The organism is Nocardia sp. NPDC055321 (assembly GCF_053645575.1).
The window spans coordinates 194,620-213,618 of the sequence record NZ_JBSHMS010000005.1; the positions used below are offsets into that span (position 1 = coordinate 194,620).

The following is an 18,999-nucleotide window of genomic DNA, read 5'->3' on the forward strand; positions in this document are numbered from 1 at the left end:
GTGAGGGTCGGCGCGCTTTCGGAAACCTGCGGTTCGACCAGATTCCCCCGGGTGTGGATTCGGCCGGGCCACGCGGGCTACATCGGCCCCGAACTCGGTGTCGATCTGCACGCCCCCGCCGTCGCGGTGCTCAGCGTGGGACTCGACGCGCCGTTCGAACTGGACACCGCGACCCACGCGCCGATCACCACCCGCAGTTGCTTCGCCCCCGCGCACACCCCGCATCGCGTCACCGTGCCCGGCGGCTGGATCCTGCTGCTGTTCGTGGATCCCGCGAGCACCCGGGCCTCGGCCATCGCGGGGGCGATGACGGCGTTCGACGACCCGTACGGGCTCGGGCATCGCCACGAGCGCGAGCTGATCGAGCTGTGCGGCTCACCCGACCCGGATCCGGATCGCATTGTGGCCCGGGCTGTTTCGGGCTCGACGCCCGCCCCGGACCCGCGCATCGAGCGGGTCGCGGCCGCCATCCGCGACAACCCGGACCGGACCTACCGCGCCGAGCCGGTCGCCGCGTCCCTCGGCCTGTCCACCACGCACTTCCTGCGGGTCTTCGCCCAGCAGTGCGGGACGACGTTCCGCGGCTACCAGCGCTGGTCGCGCATCCTGCGGACGATGCGTGCCGTGGGCGCCGGCCACGATCTGACCCGCGCCGCCACCGACGCGGGCTTCGCGACCCCGTCGCATTTCAGCGAGACGTTCCACGCCATGTTCGGCATCTCGGCCACGGCGACGCTGCGCTCGGGGATCCGGTTCGACCTCGGCACGTGACACGGTGTCCGGCCTGCGCCCGGCACTATCCGATTCCGGCCACTCATGCCCGGAGTCGAGAACGCCCACGCGATCACCGCGGCCGGTAATGGCGATCGCCGCCCGATCACCGATGAATCTCCGGCGCTCGTGCCGTCTCATCTGTGATCGAAGAACGATCCCGCATCGCTGACAGCCGGTGGGACTCCCGGGAATCGCGGTCGGCCCGGCCTACTGTGGTGGCCCGGGTGCGTCCGCTTCCCGGAGTGATTCCGCCGCACCCGGCGGGCATGCGGCACGGAGAGAGGTCGGCGAATGACGCAGTCGAGCACAACACCCCTGTGGTACCGCGAGTACGGCGCGGGTGATCCGCTGCTGCTCCTGCACCCCGCGGCCGTCGATTCCCGCGCCTTCACCCCCAATGTGCCCGCCCTGTCCGAACACTTCCGCGTGTACACCCCCGACCGCCGCGGCCACGGCCACACCCCCGACGTCGACGGCCCCCTGACCTTCGACCTGATGGCCCGCGACACCGTCGACTTCCTGGAACAGGTGATCGCGGCCCCCACGGCCCTGCTCGGCTACAGCGACGGCGCGACGGTGGCCCTGCTGACGGCCCTGCGCCGCCCCGACCTGATCACCCACCTGATCCTGGTGGCCGGGGTCTACCACCGAACCGGCTGGGCCCCCGGCGTTCTCGACAACGACCTGACCCCACCGGATTTCATGCGCGACGCCTACGCCGAAATCTCTCCCCACCCCCGCGCCCACTACGACACGATCCTGCGCAAGTTGGCCACCGAACACGCGACCGAACCGTCCCTGACCCCCGCCGACCTCTCAACTCTCCCGACCCGGACCCTGATCCTCCTGGGCGACGACGACGAGGTCCTCCCGTCCCACGCCCAGTCCCTCTACGAAAGCCTCCCCGACGCCGAACTGGCGGTGGTCCCCGGCACCTCCCACGGCCTCCTGTCCGAGAAGCCCGCCCTCTGCCACGCGATCCTGCTCGACTTCCTGACCAACCCCCCGGTCGAGACCTTCGCCCCCATCCGCCGCAAACCGAACCCCTGATCCTGGCGTCAGTAGGCAGATGAGCCGTGGGTTCCCGGCCCGACCAGCTGATCCCGCACCGCGCTCACGGACCCGTCCCAGCCGTCGCCTGCACGCCAGATCGACCGAATGCCGAGCGTTTCGAGGAAGTCGACGTAGACCGCGCCGATCGGTTCGGTGAAAAGGGCTACGACGTCTATGTTTTCGTCGCGATAGAGGAAGTGCCGGGTGTAGGTCAGGGAGCCGATCGCGGCTTGTACGGCGGCGGTTGCATTGCCGTTCGCGACTACCCTGGTTGCCACGATCCACCGTCGTGATCCCCGGCTCAGCACCAGATCGCCTGTTGCAGAGTCCTTTTCCGGGCGCAGCCGGCGGGCGGTGGCGGCCGCACCGAAGTCGGTCGCCAGTCGTCTCTGATCTCGTGAAGTGACACGGAAGTGCGCTCTGATCGCGGAGATCAGTACGTCTTCGCTGCTCGGCCTGAACTGCGGGAGATCGATGTCCGGGGTGGGCGCTGAGTTGTCGCCGATATCGGTGTCGTGATCAGGTTCGGAATCCGGTGCAGAAAGAAGATCGTGGCGTAGCTGCCGCGCGAAGGCGTGCATCCGGTCCGGGTCGCTGATGAAGGCGTTGACAACCTCCAGGTCCAACGCGCCGTGATTGCTGTCCTTACGGGTCGAATTCGGATGGCAGTGTGCGATGTTCATCATCTTCCGCCGGACGGAACCGCGGCTGCGAAACCGCGCGTTGTCGGCCGCTCCGGGGTGGATGTCGAGCCGGCGCAGGATGTTCGAGAGCGCGACGACTTCCTTGTGGTTGACATCCAGCTCGTGCCAGCCGTGCCTGGCGGTGAGATCACAGGCGAGCACCAGTTCGTGCCAGGCCCAGGGTGGTAGGCGAGGGGATGCCGGGGAACTGTCGGCGGACCGGAGACCTCCGATTTCGTCAGAGGGGTGTTCCACTCTGCCGGTATGCATTTCGAAACCGAGACCGCGAAGCGTGGTTGCCACGGTGGCTTCGCCGCCACTGAAGTCTGCGGGCAGGAGAGCATCGCGGCCGGGAAGGTAGCCGTGCGCGGCCCCGGCGATCGCCTTGGAGTCGTACCGCCTGCCCTCGAAGACGATGAAGTAAGACCGCGCCCGTCCGAATTTGTACTTGGCCAGGAACTCGTCTCTGCCGACGGCATCGAACTCGGTCAGTGCCGCGAGCACCGCGGCCTCGGATAGGTCCTGAAGGCTCACTTATCGTCCGATCCACATCAATCCGGGCGGAACCGGCAGGCCGGGTCGCACATCCAGTAGAAAGCCGCCGCCGGTCAGGCCTGCGCCGTAGCGGGTCCGTGCCTGCTGCAGTTCGGTAACCAGGCGTATCCGTTTTGCCGTGGCGTCGAAGGGGAGGCTCAGCAGGTTCGTCGGGTCCGTGTCGCTGATTTCCGCATGAGAGCCCAGGCCCAGCCGGTTCAGGAGGTAGACGAGTTCGGGCCCGGCCTTGTCTTCCCGCATCAACAGGTGGGCGATGCGGAGCAGGACCCGGGCTCGCGTGGTTGTCCGGACGAGGGTGGAATCAACGCCCTGCTCCAGCATTCCGGCGGCGAAGAGCGTACGCACCCGTCGCTCCAGAGTGTTCGAGGAGTGGCCGAACGTTCGTGCGAGCTCGGGGTAGTTCATGAAGCCGGCGGTGGCAATTCGGTCCAGCAATCCCAGCAGGAGCCCGGGGATGCCGACATCTTTCAGCAGCATGTCGATGTCGACCGAGGACAGACGGCCGAATGTCACGTTCAGCAGCAGATCGTCGACGACCTGATTCTTGATCGCCGCTCTGGCGACTTCGCGTTCGGTCTCGTTGTCGACGTTGAAGGACGGGTAGCTGAGCAGGCGCAACACCTCGACCCGATCGGCCAGCCGGTGCCGTGCATTGCTGAGAAACTCCTGAATACGGCCGACGTGGCGGGCCTCGTCGGAGTAGAGGTACACCGGCAGATGGGAGTCGGTGTCGTGCAGCAGAGAGGCGAGGTCCTTGTCGATCCCCGCTGCATGGTGGGTCAGTGTCTGACCGATCAGATTCCGAGAGTGATCACGGGTCAGCGTGCATGCGAAGTCGAACTGGCCGCGGTCGGCTTCCTCGTATCCGAAAACCTCCGAACGGGACAGTTCGGCAGCACACTGAATGAAGACGCTGGTAACGAAGTCGTGCTCCGCAGACCTGGACACGATGACAGTTCTACCGGTACCCACCGACATTTGCTTGAACCAACAACAACAGCAAGGACCCCGATGCCGGTTCCGCCCAACCTGACGGCGATCCTGGCCGGAACCGAGTCATCGGCGGCACATCAGGCCGGGGAGGGGCTCCGCTGGCAGCTCCCTGGTGGCGAGGGACAACCGGGCGATGAACTGCCATCCGATGCACCGGCGCCATCCCCCATCTCGATTCTCTCCGCCGCGCTGATCACCTGCACCGTGTGATGCGAATGCGGCCGCGCAAGCCCCACGACCCCCTCGACCACCAGCAAGCCGGGCGCAGCCGGCCGCGCCCCGCCCACCGCTCACTCACCATCCGCAGCAGAATGGATCCGTGCAGGGATCCCCGACCTCGCTGCCGTACACCGCGAACCCCCGCACCGCGTCGAGCAGCCGCCGCGCCGCCGCCGGACCCCGCGCCCAGCTGCGGAGGCCGAGTGGCTTCCCCCAGCACGCCGGTGCATCCTCGACGTCGAACCGCCGTACCCCGTCCACGAACAGCGTCCACATCGGGTGATCGGGAAAACTGTTGAGCCGCAACACCCATTCGTGCCCGTCCACCAGCGCGGCCGCCGGGAAGTGCACCGACCCCGTCCGCAACCACCGCGGCCGTATCCCCAACTCCGGCTGCGCATCCGGCGCGGGCAGATCCTCTCGGCTCATCCCTCGAGTATCCCCTCCCGAGAACAGCGGAAGGGCCCGGCGTGAACCGGGCCCTTCCGCCAATGCTGGTGCGCGATACTGGGATTGAACCAGTGACCTCTTCCGTGTCAGGGAAGCGCTCTCCCGCTGAGCTAATCGCGCGTGTTCCCCCGTTGAGCGGATGACGAGATTCGAACTCGCGACCCTCACCTTGGCAAGGTGATGCGCTACCAGCTGCGCTACATCCGCTTGCTCGCCCGGGCTCGTGACCCGATCGGCTTGCGGGACAGAACTTTAGGGACAAACAGGGTCAAATAGCAAATCGCCTGTATACGGGGGTATTCGAGGCTCCGAGATCACCCGCCCACGCACTGGCCGGCGGCGACCAGCCGAACGGCCTCGCGCACCACCGCGGGATCCTGCACCGGCTCGAGATACTGGGCCGCCTGGTTCTCCACGATCGCCAGCGCCCCGGCCTCGCCGTGCTGGCGCACGAGATCCACGTACCCGTGGCACTGCGCCTGCGCGATAGCGGTGATGTCCGAACTCGGCGGCAACGGTTCCGGCAGAGCGGTTTCGGTGAGCGGCTCGGTGGTCACCGGCGCGGGGATGGTCTCCTGCGGCACCGGCTCGGCCGCGGTCGTCTCGGGAATCGTGGTCTCGGGGACGGTCGTCTCCGGCGCGGGCTCGACCGGCGGCACGGGCAGGCCCGCGTCCGGCAGCGGCTCGATCGCGACCGGTGGCTCGGTGACCACCGTTTCCGGCAGCGGCTCGGCGACGACCCCCGGTTCCGGCAGCACGCCCTCGGGCAGCGGCTCCGCCGGAAGCGCCAGCTCCCCGGGCGGCAGCTCGGCGGATGGCGGATCGGTCACCGCGGGCGGCGCGATGATCTCGGTGCTCGACGCGACCACGGACGTGGCCGCCGGAATGGCGACTCCCGGCCGATCGGTATCGCGATTCATCTCGACCGCGATCACCGAGACGATGCCGACGACCAGCACCGCCGCGGCCGCGCTCAGCATCACCCCGCTCCCGCGAAAAGCGTTGCGCTCCTGTGCACTGACCGCCGGTCTCGACGGCACGGGCGCGACCACCGGCACCGGTTCGTGCTGCCGGGTGATCCCGCTCAGCCCCGACGCCCCGAGCGAGGCTTCGGTCAACGCGGCCAGCGCCGCGTCCGCCAGCGCCCCGCAGCTCTGATACCGCTGCTCGGGATCCTTGGCCAGCGCGGTGGCGAGCACCTCGTCGAACGCCGTGGTCAGATCCGGCCGCACCAGACTCGGCGCGACCGGCGCCACCCGCCGGTGCGCGATCTGCACGGCCTCCGGATCGGTGCGCGGGAAAGGCGTTCTCCCGGTGAGGAACTCGTAGAGCACACAGCCGAGGGAGTACACGTCGGCCCGGTGGTCGACCGGGAGATCGGGCGCGAACCGCTCCGGGGCGGTGTACGCGTAACTGGCGGTGCCCAGGTCGTCCAGCGCCCGCGCGATGCCGAAATCGGTGACCAGTACCCGGAGTTCGCCGCCGTCCTGGCGCACGATGAGATTCCCGGGCTTGATGCTCCCGTGCAGAATCCCCTCGCGGTGCGCGTGGTCGAGCCCCGGCGCGGCCGCCGCGATCAGCGTGACCGCTCGCCCGGGCGCGATCGGGCCATTCTCCAGCAACTGCGCCCCGTCGACGCCGTCGATGAACTGCCCGGCGATCCAGAGCTGTTCCTCCCCGGCCGCGCCGTAGTCGTCGACCGAGGCGATGTTGGGGTGATCGACACCGACCAGCAGCGCTGCCTCGCGCCGGAAACGCGCCCGGGCGCCGTCCCGGCCTGCGAAGTCGTCATCGATGACCCGCAGCGCCAGCAGCCGCCCGGTGTTCGAATCCCGGGCGGCGTACACCGCCCCCAGCTCACCCTCACCGATCAGTCGATCAATGGTGTAGCCGGACAACACATCTCCGCGCAGCAGCGGCACGCGCACCTCCTACCATCCCGGGCAGCGGAAATGCAAACCCCAGGCGTAACGGTGCGGAATCCTACCCAGCGCCCCGGACATCGGCTAGGGCCTTCCTGCTCGGTGGTCGGCGCTCGCCCTCGTGTCGTCCTGGCGTGTCGCGACAAACACCCGATAGCTCACAAACTGGCGTCCCGAAAATTGGGGTCTTCCGAAAACGCGATCTGAATCGATGCTCTTTCATATGCTCTGTCCGGCGGAGCGGGGAAAGCACCGCGAAGCCTCGGCTCGAAAGTTAAGAGGACAACTTCATGAAACGAACCATTCTCGTCGGTGTAGCCGCCTGCGCCCTCTTCGGAGGTCTCACGGGCACGGCTGGGGCGGAGGGGGTTCCACTCACCGCCTCCGAGGTCGACGCGGCCCCCGCCGACGTGCCCGTGACCACCGGTTCGGCGGAGGATCTGGGCAACGCGATCGGCGCGGGCTCGGTGAGCACCGGCAGCACCGCGGCGCAGCTGGGCAGTGCCTTCGGCAACGGGTACTGGGACGGGGTGCTCGGCAGCCTGTCCGCCAGCGCTTCCGCGCGCTGATCCAGGCCGGAACAGGGCAGGGCCCGGCGCTCGCCGGGCCCTCGAGATCCGTACGCGCACGAGGTTTCACACGATCGGAACGATGGCCGAGACGCCGGCGAGCGCCACCGCCGCGAGCATGATCAGCACGACGGCCGAGCCGCTGTCGGTGAGCCGGGAGACGATCAGCGCCGCTCCCACGAAGCACAGGGAGGGCAGGGTGGCGACGGCATAGAGCGTGGTTGCCAGTACCGCCGCGCCCGACACCGCCGCGAACCGAACCCCGTGCGGCGCGGTGAGTTCGCGAAGAAAGCAATTCTCGTCCGTCCTCTCGGTCGGCTCGGACCGCGCCGCCCGCTCGAGCATCCGCGCGCACAGGCGCAGCACGGCGTCCTCGAGCCCGATGCCCAACTGCGCGGCCCGGATTCGGGCCATCTCCAGAGCGAAGCCGTCCCCGGCGGGAGCGGGATCGCTCAGGAATTCGTCCAGCACCATTCCGCTGATGGCCTGCTCGCGATCCAGAGCCCGATCCGGCAGCCAGCTCAAAACCCATTTCCCGCCCGCCGCGGTCGGAATGTAATGCGCGGTTTCGGGTGTGGTGTCACTGGTGATCAACCACTCGGTTATCTTGAGCGCCATAGTGTTTCACCTCGTCGTTGCTCGCTCGGTACACCCGCAAATCTAGGAGCGCGAATCGGTGGCATCCACCGAATTGCCTGCCATCGTGGGGCAATTGCCGGGGCAATCTGCCTATTGCCAGGCGCTGTCCCGAATCATCCGAACCCTGGTGGCATCTCCTGCCACGAACTACGCTCGAATGACACACCGTGGGCATCGGTAAGGGGCCGGGGATGGCACGCGCTGGTTCGGTCGGCGAGCCGATCGGGGAACTGATTCGCAGACTCCGCAGGGAGCGCGGCCTGACGCAGCAGACACTGGCCGACCGAGTCCAGTGCTCCCGCAGTCTCATTCAGCAGATCGAGAGCGGCGCCCGGATTCCCCAATTGTCCCTGCGAGAGCGGCTGAGCCTGGTCCTGGGGGTGAGCCTGCCCGCCACCGGCCGCGTCAGCCATCCGCCGGACGCCGTGGACGCCGGATTGGACGCTCTCCGAATGCGATTCAACGTGCTGCTCGGGCGAGACCCGGCTGCCGCCACGCGGGCACTCGACATCGCGCAGAGTTTGATCGAGGCCGAGCAGGCCCCCGCACCCCTGCACGCCATCGCCGTCCGGCAGCTGCACCGCGCGGAAGAGGCGCTGGCGCAGGTGCCCTCGAGCAGCGCCACCATCTGGGAATGGAACACCGCCAGCGACTGGCTCACGATTCTCCAGCAGGCGACCCGATCGGTACACGCCGTCCACGTGGCGGGCCTGCGGTCGATCGGGGGCGAGGTAGGCGACGCCTACCACGCGGCCATGGTCGAGATCGCCTCCCGCAGTGGCGCCGCCCGGGTCGACCTGCGCCGGATCTACGTCCTGGACGCCATCGAGGAACTGTGGCCCTACGAGGACATGCTCTGGCGACTCACCCGCGCCGGCGTGGAGAACCTCATCATCAAGGGCGAGCACGCCCGCGGCGCGACCGGCATGTTGATCGTCGACGACCGCTACCTGGCGCTGGGCGAATACGACCATCGCCGCGAAGGCCGGGTGGCCACCCGCTTTTCGGCGCTACGTCACGATGTCACCTTCGGCAGTCGCCGCTTCGACAAGCTGTACGACCTGAAGCGTTCCGGGGCCGCGCTCTCGGTCGATCGGGTGATCGGCGCGGCGCCCTTCACCAGGTTCGAGCGGCTCGGCGACGCGAACTGCCGCGAACTCTTCCGCGCCGCGCTCACCGAATCGTGGGCGGCGATCCCCGATCTGTGATCGCTACCCGCACTGCCCGGCGTCGGAGAGCCGAATGGCCTCCTGCAGCACGGCTCTGCCCTGCCCCGGCGCCAAGGTCCAGTCCGGCTGACTCTCCAGGACCGCGAGCGCCCCATCGGTCCCGTGCTCACGAACCAGGGTGATATAGCCGGGGCACTGGGCACGAGCCATCGAATCGATGTTCTGAGCGACCGGAACATCGGTGGTGGCGGGCGTCGTGGGCTCGGAAGTGGGCGCGACGGTCGGCACCGGCTCGGCGCTTACCGGAACCTCGGTCACCGGCGGCGAGGTCGTCTCGGTGAGAGGCACAGGCGGCAGCGCGGATTCCACGACCGACGGCACCGCCTTCGCCGCGTACGCGGCCGACACCGGGGGAGCGGTCGTCGGCTCGACCACCGCGGGCGCGGTGCTCGAGCTGCTCGTGGGAGTCGCGGACGTGCTCACGGGCTGGGCGACGGCCTGATCCCGCCCCGGATCCATCTCGATGGCGATCAGCACGAGTGTGCCGACGAGCAGGACCGCGCTGCCGGCGGCCGTCAGGATCCGGGTGGTGCGGGAACGCTTGGGCGGGGCGGGGATCGGTTGCCTCGCGGGCTGCGGCGGGGTGTTGGCGGCTGCCGGGGAGACAACCGGTACGACGGGTGCGTCGCTGCCGGCCACCGGTTCGGCGGGGGCCTCGATCGCGGAATCCGCCGCAGCCGCTCCGGAATCGGCGATGGCCACCGCGGCCGGCTGCCACATCGGCGCGGCAGGCGTCAACGTCGCGGACGCGGCCTCGGCGAATGCCCGGCAGGTCGCGAAGCGCTTGCCCGGATCCTTGTCCAGCGCCGTCGCGATCACCGCGTCCAGCGCGGCGGGCACGCCCCGCAGCGTGCTCGGCGGAGCGGGATCCGTGCCCAGGTGGGCGGCCATGACCGCGGCCGGATCGGCGCGCGGGAACGGCGTGCTGCCGGTGAGTAATTCGTAGAGCACGCAGGCCAGCGAGTACACCTCGGACCGTTCGTCCGGCACACCGCCGGAGAACCGCTCGGGCGCCGCGTAGGCGAAGGAGCCCGAGACGTCCCGGGCGGCGTCGCCGAAGGCCGCGGCGAGCCCGAACCCCGTCATCGTCACCCGATCATCGCGGCCGACAAGCAGATTCGACGGCCGGATGTCCCCGTGCGGAACACCCGCCGACCGGGCGTACCACACCGCCTGCGCCGCCGCGGCGATCAACGCGACCGCACGGGCCGGATCGACGACCCCGCGCGTGAGCAGCTGCCCGGCGCCGACACCCTCGACGAGTTCGCTTGCGATCCACAGCGGTTCATCGACTGGCGTTCCGGTGGCGAGCACCCGCGCGATATTCGGGTGGTCGAGCCGCGTCGCCGTCCGCGCGTAGCTCGCCCACGCACGCGCGCCGGCAACGGATGCCGCGACCCGCGCCGCGCACACGTCGTCGAACACCTTCAGCGCCACCAGCCGGTCGCCGGCATCGCGGGCCAGATACACCGACCCCGAGCCGCCCACCCCGAGCCGGCGCTCGACGGTGTACCCGGCCACTACATCTCCGCGCAGCAACGGCACGCGAACCTCCTACCGCTCGTCGCCCCGGCAGACTTCACCATGGCATGACGGTGCGCAAGCCTACCGAGCAGTCTGCACAACAGCGAACCTCGATCCCGATCAGCGCGAATGGTCAAGGGGAAATACCGTCTAGCCCTCTATCGGCCGCCGCGAGTCGAGCCGGGCGCGGTCGGCCGCCGCGCGACCGGCGTCCCAGCCCTCCGCGCTGCGAATCGCGATGCCCCGGCTGCGACTGCGCGGGAACAACGCCTCGAACGCGGCGTTCACCGCGACCTCGTGCGAGGCCAGCACCGGCAGGAGTCGTTCGGACTCGGCCGATTCCGCGATGGTCGCCGCGGTGGCGGCGGCGAGCCGCTCGCCGATCCGGGTGGCGTACGACACGAGGAACGCCTTGCGGAAGGCCCGGCTGCGCGCCTGATCGCTGCGGGAATCGGTGTTCCCACTGGCGATCATGGCTCGGGTGGCCTGCACCAGCAGCGAGGTGGACAGCAGTTCCACCGCGTCCAGGTCGGCATCGTCACCGACGATGGTGACGAATCCCCAGTCCGAGGCGAAGATCGCACGGCACCGGTTCGCCGTGGCGACGACGTCGATGAGCAGCGCCTTGGCGTCGACGTAGGGCGTATCGAGCCAGATGCGCCGCGCGCCCGGCAGATCCGGCGCCGCGGCGTCGGCGTCGACCAGCACCCGGTCCAGGGCGTACTTGGTCATCAGCTCCTGCGCCTTGGCCGAGAGTGCTTCGGCCTCTTCGGGAAACGACGTCGACTCGGCCTTGGCGAGCAGCCCCCGCACCCGGCTCAGGGCCTTCTCGTCGATGTGGTGCGGCGTCTCGGTCCGCGGCCGCGCCGAACCCGGCAGTGCCCGAATACGTTCCATCCTCGGCAGCGACACCAGCAGCGCGAGCGCCTCGACGACGGTGGTCAGCGCCTCCTCGCGCGTGAGCATCTGCTCGGCCGTCCACTGCTCGAAATGCGTGTCCGTCCGCGACCACCGGATGCGCGCGTCGATCTCCTCGAGCTGCGCGAGCCAGGTCTCGTCGACGGTCTCGCGCGCGAACGGCTCGCTGTACACGGCGATGAAGTCCCGCAGGAGCCCGCACGCGAACTCGTCGACCCGCCGCCGGGCGGCCTGCCACACGTCCGCCGGCAACCAGCCGTTCTCGAAGACCAGGGTGATGACGCGCTGCCCCGCCAGCCCGACCGCGTGCGCCACATCGGTCGCGAGCTGCTCCTCGCCGGCCAGCTGCGCTCCGAAAGTCCGCGCGAACACCGCCCCCGAGTTCCCGAGCCGAACCACCTGCAACGCGACCTCGACGAGCGCGTTGGCGAGCTCGGGCGCGGTGGGCGGCCGGTCCTCGCCCCCGTTCAAGATCGCCCAGAATTCCGTCCCGCCCTGCCGGGCGGCCAGCTTGGCGGCCCGATGCTTGCGATTCGGCTTGGCCACGGTCGGGGGTTCCTGTCCTGGTGCGAGCCCGGAATACAAAAAAGACCCGGTGTGAACCGGGTCCTTCTCGCTGTTCTGGTGCGCGATACTGGGATTGAACCAGTGACCTCTTCCGTGTCAGGGAAGCGCTCTCCCGCTGAGCTAATCGCGCTTGCTTGGTGCCTCTTACTAAGAGGCGGCGACGGGAATCGAACCCGTGTGCACGGCTTTGCAGGCCGTTGCCTCACCACTCGGCCACACCGCCAACCCAGGCCGGTTGGCCTTCGAGCGGATGACGGGATTCGAACCCGCGACCCTCACCTTGGCAAGGTGATGCGCTACCACTGCGCTACATCCGCATTCTGTCCCCGGCGCCTCTCGGCTGTCCGGCTGACGAGAAAGAACATTAGCCGACGATGGTTGCGGACAACAAATCGCCTGGTGAAAGGGGGTAAATGTGAACTACAGGGGTGTAGTTAGTGACGTGTGGGGGTGGGGTTGTGGCCGCCGGGAATCTGCGGGGGTGGTCGGCGGCTGCGGGTTGTCCTGCCCGCGCGGGCGTAGGCGCGGGTTGCGGCACGGCCGGCGCCGGCAAACTCGCAGCCGCCGTCGAGGCGGTTCGCCGCCACGGCTCTGTCGCCACAGTTTGCTGCTGCCGTGGGCGGCTGGATCGGGCCCGGCTATCCCTGTGTCGGGCTGCCCGCTGGAGGGGAGGCTTCGGGGCGGACACTCCGGACATGCCGCCCTGCCCGGGTGTCTCCCCGGTAGGAGGTCGGTTTTACGCCGTTGTGCACGCGATTTGGTGTGACGCCGGGGGTGCGTGTTAATGTTCTTTCTCGTTCGGACCGGCACAAACACCGGCCCCGGACACCCGCCGCAAGGCACCCGCACGGTCTCATAGCTCAGCGGGAGAGCACTCGCCTCACACGCGAGGGGTCGCTGGTTCGATCCCAGCTGGGACCACATATAAAAAGGCTGGTCAGACACGGTTTCCGTGGATGGCCAGCCTTTTTCGTGCAATATACGTGCAATAGCGACCCGCGTTCTTGTGTGTCCGCCGGATCTCATCCGAGGGATGCTCCCGTGAATGTGCCGCCGGCTAGACGAGGTCGTGGTCGACGTCGAAGCGCGGCGGCAGGGGAGCTTCAGCAACTCGAATCCGGCAAATCGGTACCCGGCATCCGAGGGTGCGAACTCAGCGGATCGGTCTCATTGCGGCGTGGAAGTCCTCGATCGCGATCCGGATCTGCCCGCGGAAGCGGTACGCCTTGAGTTGTCCGCTCGAGATCATGCGCCGCACAGTGTCGGTACTGACGCTGGCGCGATCGGCTGCTTCCTGAACCGACAGGTAGAAGTGTGAGCGTTCGCCGTTGGGTTGGGCCTCGCGCGGGGAGTGGACCTGGCTGTGGCTGTCGATGTTGGTGGTGCGGCGGTTCTGGGGTGCGGGCATTGTGGGCCTCTTCGCTGGGTGGCAGGGGATCCCGGCACGCACCAAGGCCACGGTCGGGGATCGGATGAAGGAAATGCGTGCTGGAAGCGGTCGGTGACGAAGCCGTGGTGCACGGTCCCAGTTGCATCTACAGGGCTGCCACTACAGTCCCCGGAAGCTCGGAGATGGCCGGTTTGCGCTGCTAGATGGCCATTTATCGAGTCTCGTCAAGAGTAGACCGTCAAGTCTGGATCGCACAACGACAGGCGATCGGACCTAGGTGCTGTTAGGTCTATATGCGCATCTATGCACTATTCTCTGGCCATTCGAAACCCATGCGCCCGAAATGCGTGGGTTTGTATGTGCGGGAAGCGCTTCCATGCCTGGACAAGGGAGCCTGGCTACAATCCCATGCCGGTGTCGAGGCTCTGTTCGGTCTGCTGAGGCGCCTGCGCGTGCGGGGCGTCGTACTCGCTTGTTTGGGCTTCGGTTGATCGATGCTGGGCCCGCAGGGACTGCTCGGCCCTGGACTCTGATGGGCTGAGGCCGCGTCGGCGCGCCTTCTCGGCGAGTGCCCTGTCCAGGCGGGCTGAGGTCGCGGTGAGCCGTGTGGTGTGGCGGTCGAGGGCTTGTCGGGTGTCCGGTTCCAGGTCACGCGTTTGTGCCTGGAATGCCATTGGGTTCGGGGTGGTGAGTGTGCGTCGCAGTCGGTTGATCTCGCGGTTCAGCTCAGGGCCATCGAGTGCCCACAGCGGATCGCTCGGCAGGGCTCGTATCCGTTGGAGGTCCTCGACGGCTCTGATCTGGCGTAGGAGATCGGTGGCATGCTCGGTGAGCGGACGATCGTGGCCCGGGTGCTGGGGTGGCACGAGCGCCGAGTCGGATTCCGCGGCAAGGGGTTCACCGGTTTCAGCTCGGTGGCGCTCGATGACCGCCTCTGCGAGATCAGCCAGGACTGTGGCCGCGGCGCGGCTGTTGACCGGGGAATGGGTTTGACCTGTGGTTGTGATTTCGCGGAGGAGTGCGGTGGTATCGAGGCCGGCGCTTCGCACGGTCGCGACTGTGTCGAGAAGGCGTAGATAGTCATGTCGTCGCCCGGCCTGGATTTGGTTGTACAGCCCGGTCGGCAGGATGTGCGCGAGTTCGTGGCGAGCCCAGTCGCGTCCGAGGACACGAGTCGAGCGCGTGTATTCCCTTCGGAGGCGGTTGACTCGATCGTGCAGTGCCACACTGGGTTCAAGGCTCTGAGCAGCGGGGGCGTTCTCGGTATCGTTTGGCGCATGTTCGCCGCCGGCGAGGCGCGTACGCAGATCTGCGGCGTAGTCGGCGAGCTCGGTATCTGTTCCAGGGTGGCGGGCGGGAACTGGTGCTAGTTCGGGGGCGGGCAGATCGCGCACCGTGAGGAATCGATCTTCGTAGGTGCGGCCGAGTCGGCGGCCGATGTGGCTGTCCGCGCGCCACCGCAACACTGCGGCCGGATCGTCTGTGTCGGAAAGCCTTTCATCATCGATGCGCCAGCGATCGGTGGCGATCAATCCGACGAGGGTTACCGAGTCGAGGCCGTGTTGGTCGGCGCGGTCGAGTGTGTCGAGCAAGGTTGAGTAGTGCTCGGACTGCTGGATTCTCTCGAACAGGGCAGCGGGCAACGTGCGGTCGAGGAGGTCTTCCAGGCGTGCGTGGGCCAGGAGTTCGCGTGCGTGGTCGTAGATTTCGCGGAGCCGCTCCGGATCGTCGATTGTGGCGAATTCTGTACGCAGGACTTCGGTTGCGGTGAGGTTGTCGTCTTCACGGGCGATTCCACGCTGCCACACCTGGTGGTCGGTGAGTTCGGCGTCGGGTGGGTGGTGCAGGTCGACGTCGGGCAGGGTGTCGGTGGTCAGGAACAGGCCGTTGTAGTCGCTGCCACGGGTCAGTCCGACGTAGGCGAGCGAGCGTCCCAGCGCGGTTCCCATGAGCAGGTAGGACCGTTGGACGGTCATTCCTTGTGCTCGGTGGACGGTGCACGCGTACCCGAGTTCGGTGTTGTCCGCGACGTACCGTGCGGGCAGGCGAACAAAGCCGCGGTGGCCGACTCCTGCCACGGTGAGAGACCCGTCGGCGTGCACGGTTCGCACTGTCCATTGCTCGCCATTGTCGATCGGATCCCCGGCTCGGCAGCCGCCGGTGATGCGTAGCCGGTTGGTGTTCTTGCGGGTGGTGATCAGGTCGCCGATGTATGCGGTGTGGCCGTCGGCGAGTGCGGTTCCAGCGCTTGTTGTGTCGATGTTCCCGTTCAACGCGCGGGCCGCTTGGGCGGCTCCGTTGAGCAGGTGAACGTCGGTGAGGGTGGCCGCCATCATGAGGGAGGTGGCTCCGTGTTCGAGGTCGTTCAGGTGCGCGTCGAGGATCTTCGCGCGTAGTTCGTCTGCCATGCCGGACACGACTCGTCCGGAGGATTTGTAGAACTCCCAGGCCTTGTCGGGGTCACCGTCGCGTAGTTCCAGAGAAGCTGCGGCTTCACGCGAATCGGTGAACCGGACGACTGCCGCCAGGTGCGGAGCGTGGGTGTCCTTGGCGAGTAGCCGGAGCGCGCCGCCGGCGCCGATCGCGGCGAGTTGGTGGGGGTCGCCGATCCATCGGACGATCGCCCCGCACTCGGCCGCGATCGTCTGCAACGCGGCCAGATCGTGTGTGCAAGCCATACCGGCTTCGTCGACCAGGAGCATGGTTCCAGGTGCGATGTTGATGTCTCCGCCGTGTTCGGCCAGAGTCAGGAGCGATGCGATGGTGCGGGCCGGAGTCCCCATCTCTGCACCGAGAGCGCGGGCGGCGGACTTCTGCGCAGCCAACGCGATCACGTCATGTCCGGCGTTGTTCCATGCTCGGGCGACGGCCTTCATCGCGGTCGTTTTGCCGGTGCCCGCGGGCCCGATCGCGACGGCCAGTCGGGTGCCGGATGCGCACAGATGCCGCACGATTTCGCGTTGTCCGGCGTTGAGTTCGTGATCGAGATCCTCGGTCTGTGTGATCGCGGTGTCGATCGCAGCGGTGCTGAGGAACAGCGTCGTCGGGTCCGTCGCCGCCGCGCGCAACGCGTTCTCCGCATCGAGGATTTCTTGGCTGGTGAAGCGTTCGGTGGTTGCCGCGCACCGGCTGAAGATGTGCTCACCGTTGCGGCGCGCCAGAGCGGCGGGGACCGGATCCGGGTCGATGGTGAGGGCGATGCTGCGGTGCAGGACCGCGGCGACGAGCTGTTCGACGGCCTCGCGGTGGTCGTGTTCTGTGGCGAAGTCGCAGACGCTGACTCTGTCTTCGGCCGCGGCGCGGATGTGTGTTTCGGTCCAGGTCGCGCGGCGCCGGGAGACCGTTCGCAGGACGTCCGATGCCAGCGTTTCGGGGTCGTAGGCGGTGCGCCGCGCGGCATTCGCGGCCATCTCGACTTGGTCCAGGAGGTTGTTCTCGTGCTCGGGATCGAGCAGATCGAACACGTCGGAGGCGGCCTGAGCGCGGGCGGATTCGTCCGCGAAGAGGTAGTTCTCCAGGGCTGCTGTGATGTCCGCGCGGACCTGATTTCGCGTGAGTTCAGCGAGCCCAACACTGCCGCCGAGCCGCACACCGATGGCCAGCGCGGTGCGGTGCGGGTCGTAGATCCGCGGCGCGTTGGGGTCGTTGCTGAGGCGGATTATGTCGTTGGCGAACTGCTCGCCGGTGCGTCCGTCGCCCAGGAACTCTTCGGCCTCTCGCGCCCATTCAGCGACCATTTCGGCGAGCGATTTCGGCACCGGTTTGCCCTGGCGGGTGGCCAGGGTTGCTTGCTGGGCGAGGTCGATCTGCGTCTTCTTCGACGGATTGCGGCCATGCTTGGCCCGGTAGTCGGCGACGAGCTTCTCGACCTCGACGAGAATTGTTGGCCGCCGGGAGAAGCGCCGGATCATCGCCTCGGGCACGTCAGCGATCTCTAGGACGGGGGCCTTGCCGGTCCCGTTCCGGTAGCGCTCTTCGTACCGGTATCCGAACTCGCGCTTGAGCTCTGCGGTCTTGCGGGCGTTGTATTCGCAGCTGAGCGAGACGGTGGCTTGGTAGAGCGCGCGGGCGTCGAGGGCGGACCATTTTCCGTCCGAGCCGAGCACGCGCGAGGAGACCATGACGTGGCTGTGCGGATTCGGATCCCCGGCTCGGTTGTCCCAGTGATGGAAGATCGCGAAGGTCAATCCTTCGGCGTCGATCACCCGCTTACCCCCAGCGCCGCGCCGCGCGAACGCGTAGCGTTCCTGCGCGGTTTCGAGCGTGGCGTGCAGGGCCCGAAGATGGCAATCCCACATCCGCTGGCGATCGGATTCGCCGAGCAGCCCCCACTGGATCGACTCGGATTTGGTCCACGTCGCGGTCATGTCGTAGAACGCGACACACGAACGGCTGCGCTGTTTCTCACCCGCCAGCGCGGCGTTGATCTGGTCAGGTGTCGGCGTCTGTCCGGTCTCGGCCAGGAGGTGTTTGCGCGCCGCCCCGATGCGCAGATCGAGCCATTCCTGCCGGTTCGGTGAGCGTTGATGCGTGGCCAGGAACGTGGCTTTGTCCTGGTTGTAGATGACGCTGATCGCGGTCGGCCCGGACCCGATCGCATTGTGCCCGGTCCCCAACGCTGCGGCCCGAAGTGCCTCGGGCACGGTCTTGCCGTCGTTGATCGCGTCGAGGATGATCCGGTCGGCCTCGGGATGGATTCCCTCGCCGAACAGCGCGCGCATCTGCGCTTCGGTGACCTCCCCGTCCACGCCCAGCAATTGCGCCCCGCGGCCGAACCATTGGCCCGGGGGAGTGCCGGTGGCGGTGTAGTAGTCGGTGAGGCTCTGTCCCTTCTCGCGCTTGCGATCACCGTTGGCAACGGTGTTGGCGAGATACAGGAATCCATCTCCGGCGTGGACCGCTTTGATGGTCAACACACTTCGAGTGTGCGCGCACATGATCAAGTTAGAAAGGGGCGGGGGCCCGAAATCCACAATAGTGCAAGAGGTGTGCTCGAAAACGTATCTTTTCTTGATGTTGTTTTCTTTTAAGAATCGACCGAAAAGTATTGCGACCTGGGTGGGTTACAGCGCGTTGGGTGAGCGGGATTCCGCTGAATGTTGGTATCGCACAATAGGATCGATAACCAGTTTCCGAGGGTGAGGCGATGACGCACACGTCCCAGCCGTCGGCCTGCGCGGTGTCGACGAGCTTGCCGATGTCGCGCACAGCCGGCGATCCGGTTACGAGGGCATACAGGACCGGGGCACCGTGATCGTTCATGAACCCATGGTTCGGCTGCGGATGCCACACCAGGCCGCAAAGCCCGCAAGGGTATTGGTCGATCGAACATCGCTGACGGCCAAGGCATGAATCGTTTCGTGCACTTGCGGGTGGGAGCGGGTGTGAGTTGTGGCGCGATGCGTCGGGGCAGACTTGTGATCTGAAACAAGTTTCGTCCTTCGAACTCTTCCCGCCGTGCATGGACGTTCGGCACCGCAGTGCACGAGCATGGGAACCGACGACAGCATCGAG

At 67.5% G+C, this 18,999-nt stretch carries 13 protein-coding genes and 6 tRNA genes; 5 read left to right on the forward strand and 14 right to left on the reverse strand.

Annotation, left to right across the window (positions count from 1 at the left end):
- Positions 1-51 precede the first annotated feature (51 nt).
- The gene (locus tag ACWIGI_RS10025) at positions 52-771 is read left to right on the forward strand and encodes a helix-turn-helix domain-containing protein (RefSeq protein ID WP_454201997.1); all 720 of its coding nucleotides are present in this window, start codon (positions 52-54) and stop codon (positions 769-771) included.
- A 294-nt stretch (positions 772-1,065) separates the two neighbouring features.
- A complete protein-coding gene (locus tag ACWIGI_RS10030) occupies positions 1,066-1,824 on the forward strand; it encodes an alpha/beta fold hydrolase (protein WP_454201998.1) in 759 nt (252 codons plus the stop codon).
- Between the two features lie 8 nt (positions 1,825-1,832).
- On the opposite strand, the gene ACWIGI_RS10035 is transcribed toward ACWIGI_RS10030, so the two are convergent.
- The 6 genes from ACWIGI_RS10035 to ACWIGI_RS10060 all read right to left on the reverse strand — a co-directional run bounded on the left by ACWIGI_RS10035 (position 1,833) and on the right by ACWIGI_RS10060 (position 6,649).
- Entirely contained in the window at positions 1,833-3,044 is a 1,212-nt protein-coding gene (locus tag ACWIGI_RS10035; protein ID WP_454201999.1) for a hypothetical protein, read from the reverse strand.
- Positions 3,045-4,013, reverse strand: a complete 969-nt coding sequence (locus ACWIGI_RS10040) for a hypothetical protein (RefSeq protein ID WP_454202000.1) — start codon at positions 4,011-4,013, stop codon at positions 3,045-3,047.
- 339 nt (positions 4,014-4,352) lie between these two features.
- The gene (locus ACWIGI_RS10045; RefSeq protein WP_454202001.1) at positions 4,353-4,706 is read right to left on the reverse strand and encodes a hypothetical protein; all 354 of its coding nucleotides are present in this window, start codon (positions 4,704-4,706) and stop codon (positions 4,353-4,355) included.
- 66 nt (positions 4,707-4,772) lie between these two features.
- Positions 4,773-4,847: transfer RNA gene (locus tag ACWIGI_RS10050), tRNA-Val, on the reverse strand.
- A gap of 14 nt (positions 4,848-4,861) precedes the next feature.
- A tRNA-Gly gene (locus tag ACWIGI_RS10055) sits at positions 4,862-4,934 on the reverse strand.
- 107 nt (positions 4,935-5,041) lie between these two features.
- The gene (locus ACWIGI_RS10060) at positions 5,042-6,649 is read right to left on the reverse strand and encodes a protein kinase domain-containing protein (RefSeq protein WP_454202002.1); all 1,608 of its coding nucleotides are present in this window, start codon (positions 6,647-6,649) and stop codon (positions 5,042-5,044) included.
- A 290-nt stretch (positions 6,650-6,939) separates the two neighbouring features.
- On the opposite strand from ACWIGI_RS10060, the gene ACWIGI_RS10065 reads away from it, so the two are divergent.
- On the forward strand, positions 6,940-7,218 hold the full coding sequence (locus ACWIGI_RS10065) for a hypothetical protein (protein WP_454202003.1): 279 nt from the start codon (positions 6,940-6,942) through the stop codon (positions 7,216-7,218).
- 66 nt (positions 7,219-7,284) lie between these two features.
- Here ACWIGI_RS10065 and ACWIGI_RS10070 read toward each other — a convergent pair whose 3' ends face one another.
- Complete coding sequence (locus ACWIGI_RS10070; RefSeq protein ID WP_454202004.1) at positions 7,285-7,836, reverse strand: hypothetical protein; 552 nt, start codon at positions 7,834-7,836, stop codon at positions 7,285-7,287.
- 212 nt (positions 7,837-8,048) lie between these two features.
- On the opposite strand from ACWIGI_RS10070, the gene ACWIGI_RS10075 reads away from it, so the two are divergent.
- Positions 8,049-9,065, forward strand: coding sequence for a helix-turn-helix domain-containing protein (locus tag ACWIGI_RS10075; protein ID WP_454202005.1), 1,017 nt, complete (start codon positions 8,049-8,051; stop codon positions 9,063-9,065).
- Between the two features lie 3 nt (positions 9,066-9,068).
- Here ACWIGI_RS10075 and ACWIGI_RS10080 read toward each other — a convergent pair whose 3' ends face one another.
- The 5 genes from ACWIGI_RS10080 to ACWIGI_RS10100 all read right to left on the reverse strand — a co-directional run bounded on the left by ACWIGI_RS10080 (position 9,069) and on the right by ACWIGI_RS10100 (position 12,412).
- Complete coding sequence (locus ACWIGI_RS10080) at positions 9,069-10,631, reverse strand: protein kinase domain-containing protein (protein WP_454202006.1); 1,563 nt, start codon at positions 10,629-10,631, stop codon at positions 9,069-9,071.
- Between the two features lie 129 nt (positions 10,632-10,760).
- Positions 10,761-12,074, reverse strand: coding sequence for a DUF2786 domain-containing protein (locus ACWIGI_RS10085; protein WP_454202007.1), 1,314 nt, complete (start codon positions 12,072-12,074; stop codon positions 10,761-10,763).
- A gap of 76 nt (positions 12,075-12,150) precedes the next feature.
- Positions 12,151-12,225: transfer RNA gene (locus tag ACWIGI_RS10090), tRNA-Val, on the reverse strand.
- 22 nt (positions 12,226-12,247) lie between these two features.
- Positions 12,248-12,318 (reverse strand) — tRNA-Cys (locus tag ACWIGI_RS10095).
- A 22-nt stretch (positions 12,319-12,340) separates the two neighbouring features.
- Positions 12,341-12,412: transfer RNA gene (locus tag ACWIGI_RS10100), tRNA-Gly, on the reverse strand.
- A 532-nt stretch (positions 12,413-12,944) separates the two neighbouring features.
- Here ACWIGI_RS10100 and ACWIGI_RS10105 point away from each other — a divergent pair.
- A tRNA-Val gene (locus tag ACWIGI_RS10105) sits at positions 12,945-13,016 on the forward strand.
- A 232-nt stretch (positions 13,017-13,248) separates the two neighbouring features.
- Here ACWIGI_RS10105 and ACWIGI_RS10110 read toward each other — a convergent pair.
- The gene (locus ACWIGI_RS10110) at positions 13,249-13,503 is read right to left on the reverse strand and encodes an excisionase family DNA-binding protein (RefSeq protein WP_454202008.1); all 255 of its coding nucleotides are present in this window, start codon (positions 13,501-13,503) and stop codon (positions 13,249-13,251) included.
- A gap of 380 nt (positions 13,504-13,883) precedes the next feature.
- Positions 13,884-18,398 carry a MobF family relaxase gene (gene mobF / locus ACWIGI_RS10115; RefSeq protein ID WP_454202009.1) on the reverse strand — a complete coding sequence of 1,505 codons (4,515 nt, stop codon included), beginning with the start codon at positions 18,396-18,398 and terminating at the stop codon, positions 13,884-13,886.
- Positions 18,399-18,999 lie beyond the last annotated feature (601 nt).

Coding starts and splice junctions, on each gene's coding strand:
- ACWIGI_RS10065 (WP_454202003.1), top strand. CDS start 6,940: ATGAAACGAACCATTCTCGTCGGTGTAGCCGCCTGCGCCCTCTTCGGA.
- ACWIGI_RS10030 (WP_454201998.1), top strand. CDS start 1,066: ATGACGCAGTCGAGCACAACACCCCTGTGGTACCGCGAGTACGGCGCG.
- ACWIGI_RS10110 (WP_454202008.1), bottom strand. CDS start 13,503: ATGCCCGCACCCCAGAACCGCCGCACCACCAACATCGACAGCCACAGC.
- ACWIGI_RS10075 (WP_454202005.1), top strand. CDS start 8,049: ATGGCACGCGCTGGTTCGGTCGGCGAGCCGATCGGGGAACTGATTCGC.
- ACWIGI_RS10045 (WP_454202001.1), bottom strand. CDS start 4,706: ATGAGCCGAGAGGATCTGCCCGCGCCGGATGCGCAGCCGGAGTTGGGG.
- ACWIGI_RS10070 (WP_454202004.1), bottom strand. CDS start 7,836: ATGGCGCTCAAGATAACCGAGTGGTTGATCACCAGTGACACCACACCC.